We start from the raw sequence: 2216 nt of genomic DNA on the forward strand, positions 1-2216 counted from the left end.
TGGGGAACGACGACGTCTGCTTCGTCGGCATCGGCGCGCCGTCGGCTGCCTGCAATGTGGCGCGGCTGACGCATGCACCCGACATCACGCTGATCTATGAGAGCGGCACGATCGGCACGGCGCCCGACGTGCTGCCGCTGTCGATCGGCGACGGCGAATTGTGCGAAACCGCGGTCACCACCGTCGCGGTGCCGGAGATGTTCCGCTACTGGTTGCAGGGCGGCCGCATTTCGATCGGCTTTCTCGGCGCGGCGCAACTCGACAAGTTCGGCAACATCAACACCACGGTCATCGGCGACTATTTTCATCCCAAGACCAGGCTGCCGGGTGGCGGCGGCGCGCCGGAGATCGCGACGTCGTCGAAGGAAATCTACATCACCATGGCGCAGACCAAGCGCGGCATGGTTGAAAAGATCGACTTCTTCACCTCGTTCGGCCATGGCGAGGGCGGCGATCATCGCAGGCGGCTGGGCATCGATACCGCTGGCCCGACCTTGCTGATCACCGACCTGGCCATCTGGAAGCCGGACCCGGTGAGCAAGGAATTCACGGTCGTGTCCCTACATCCCGGCGTTACCCGCCAGCAGGTGCAGGAGAGCTGTGGCTGGGTGGTTAAGTTCGCCGAGGCGCTTGACGAAACGCCGGCGCCAAGCGAACTCGAACTCAAGACATTGCGCGACCTGCAGGCCCGCACCAAGGCGGCGCATGAGGGGACCGGAAAAGGGAAAGCTGCCTGACATGGCCGAGGCCTATATTTGCGACTATATCCGCACGCCGATCGGCCGCTTCGGCGGTTCGCTGTCCTCGGTACGTACCGATGACCTTGGCGCCATCCCGTTGAAGGCTTTGCTTGAGCGCAATCCCGGGATCGACTGGCAGGCGGTGGACGACGTCGTCTATGGCTGCGCCAACCAGGCCGGCGAGGACAACCGCAACGTGGCGCGCATGGCGCTGCTGCTGGCCGGCCTGCCGCAGGAGATTCCGGGCTCCACCGTCAACCGGCTGTGCGGCTCGGGCATGGACGCGCTGACCATCGCTGCGCGCGCCATCAAGGCCGGCGAGGCGGAACTGCTGATTGCAGGCGGCGTGGAATCGATGAGCCGGGCGCCCTTCGTCATGCCGAAAGCCGACGCTGCTTTTTCGCGCAATGCCGAGATTTACGACACCACCATCGGCTGGCGCTTCGTCAACCCGCAGATGAAGAAGCAGTATGGCGTCGATTCCATGCCGGAGACCGGCGAGAACGTCGCCGAGGATTTCGCCGTGTCACGCACCGACCAGGACGCTTTCGCGGCACGCAGCCAGGACAAGGCGGTCGCGGCACAAGCCAATGGCCGGCTGGCGAAGGAGATCACTCCGGTGGCGATCCCGCAGCGCAAGGGCGATGCGGTCGTCGTGTCGAAGGACGAGCATCCCCGCGCCGGCACCACGGTCGAAGCGCTGGCCAAACTGCCGACGCCGTTCCGGCAAGGCGGCACGGTGACGGCGGGCAATGCCTCCGGCGTCAATGACGGCGCGGCGGCGCTGGTCGTTGCTTCCGAGGCAGCGGTGAGGAAATACGGGCTGACGCCGATCGCGCGCATCCTTGGCGGTGCCGCCGCCGGGGTCGCGCCGCGCATCATGGGCATCGGTCCGGCGCCGGCGACGCAGAAGCTCTGCGCGCGGCTCGGCCTGACGCCGAAACAATTCGATGTCATCGAACTCAACGAAGCCTTTGCCTCGCAAGGCATCGCCGTGCTGCGCCAGCTCGGCATCGCGGAAGATGCCGAACACGTCAATCCGAATGGCGGCGCCATTGCGCTCGGCCATCCCCTGGGCATGTCGGGCGCCCGCATCTCCGGCACGGCTGCGCTGGAGCTGCGGGAACGCGGCGGCCGCTATGCGCTGGCCACCATGTGCATCGGCGTCGGCCAGGGCATCGCCATCGCGCTCGAACGGGCCTGATCGAGACTGCAAATTGCCAGGGTTGGCGCCGCCCCTCATCGCCCTGCCGGGCACTTCTCCCCGTATAGTGACGGGGAGAAGGAAGCTGGCGGCAATGCCGGCGCCCTCCTTTGAACGCCGGTGATTGGCGAAACCGGCAATGACAGTGTCCAGCCGATAGATGGGTAACAGATTGAACCGGATACATAGGTAACAGTTCTCCCCCTATGCATCCGCCGCAGCGCCAAGCGGTTTGGTTGGCGCGGCGCTGCGGCGGACGAGCTTCATACGTC

General features: G+C 65.8%; 2 protein-coding genes. Both read left to right on the forward strand.

Translation table 11 applies throughout. From position 1 onward, the window contains the following. Positions 1-737: CoA-transferase subunit beta (locus EOA36_RS33780; RefSeq protein WP_145969467.1), on the forward strand; the 737-nt coding region annotated here is incomplete at its 5' end. Position 738: 1 nt separating this feature from the next. After that, complete coding sequence (gene pcaF, locus EOA36_RS33785; protein ID WP_127281051.1) at positions 739-1944, forward strand: 3-oxoadipyl-CoA thiolase; 1206 nt, start codon at positions 739-741, stop codon at positions 1942-1944. Positions 1945-2216: the final 272 nt, after the last annotated feature.

This window comes from Mesorhizobium sp. M8A.F.Ca.ET.021.01.1.1, assembly GCF_003998025.1.
Classification (GTDB): Bacteria; Pseudomonadota; Alphaproteobacteria; order Rhizobiales; family Rhizobiaceae; genus Mesorhizobium.